This window comes from Halomonas lysinitropha, from assembly GCF_902500215.1.
Lineage (GTDB): Bacteria > Pseudomonadota > Gammaproteobacteria > Pseudomonadales > Halomonadaceae > Halomonas > Halomonas lysinitropha.
Genome location: NZ_CABVOU010000034.1, coordinates 1 through 461 on the forward strand (window position 1 = coordinate 1; position 461 = coordinate 461).

Genomic DNA, 461 nt, shown 5'->3' on the forward strand with positions numbered 1-461 from the left:
GCGATGACGATCGACAATTGCCGGATACGCTTGAAACGTATCTCGCGTCTCTTCCTCTCGGAAGAAACTTGTCAGCATGATTCACATTGTTAAAGAGCAGACTGTCAATCGACAGTCACAAACCTGACACCACTTGGTGTGACGATGGCTTGTGACTGCAGACTCGATCAGGTCAGGACTGTGGGGTGGTGGAGCCTAGCGGGACGAAGTCGTGCGCGACCCCGGCGCGACCTCCTGGTGCAAGGGCAGGCGCTCTCCAGCTGAGCTCCGCGCTTCCGAGAGGAAGATGGTGGAGCCAAGCGGGATCGAACCGCTGACCTCCTGCGTGCAAGGCAGGCGCTCTCCCAGCTGAGCTATGGCCCCAAATTTGGTGGGTCTGGGCAGACTTGAACTGCCGACCTCACCCTTATCAGGGGTGCGCTCTAACCAACTGAGCTACAGACCCAAACAGTCGTTGCTCG

Annotated in this window: 2 tRNA genes; both read right to left on the minus strand. The window is 57.9% G+C overall.

The features are described 5' to 3' along the window. Positions 1 to 287 precede the first annotated feature (287 nt). A tRNA-Ala gene (locus tag HALO32_RS10510) sits at positions 288 to 363 on the minus strand. 5 nt (positions 364 to 368) lie between these two features. Continuing rightward, a tRNA-Ile gene (locus HALO32_RS10515) sits at positions 369 to 445 on the minus strand. Positions 446 to 461: the final 16 nt, after the last annotated feature.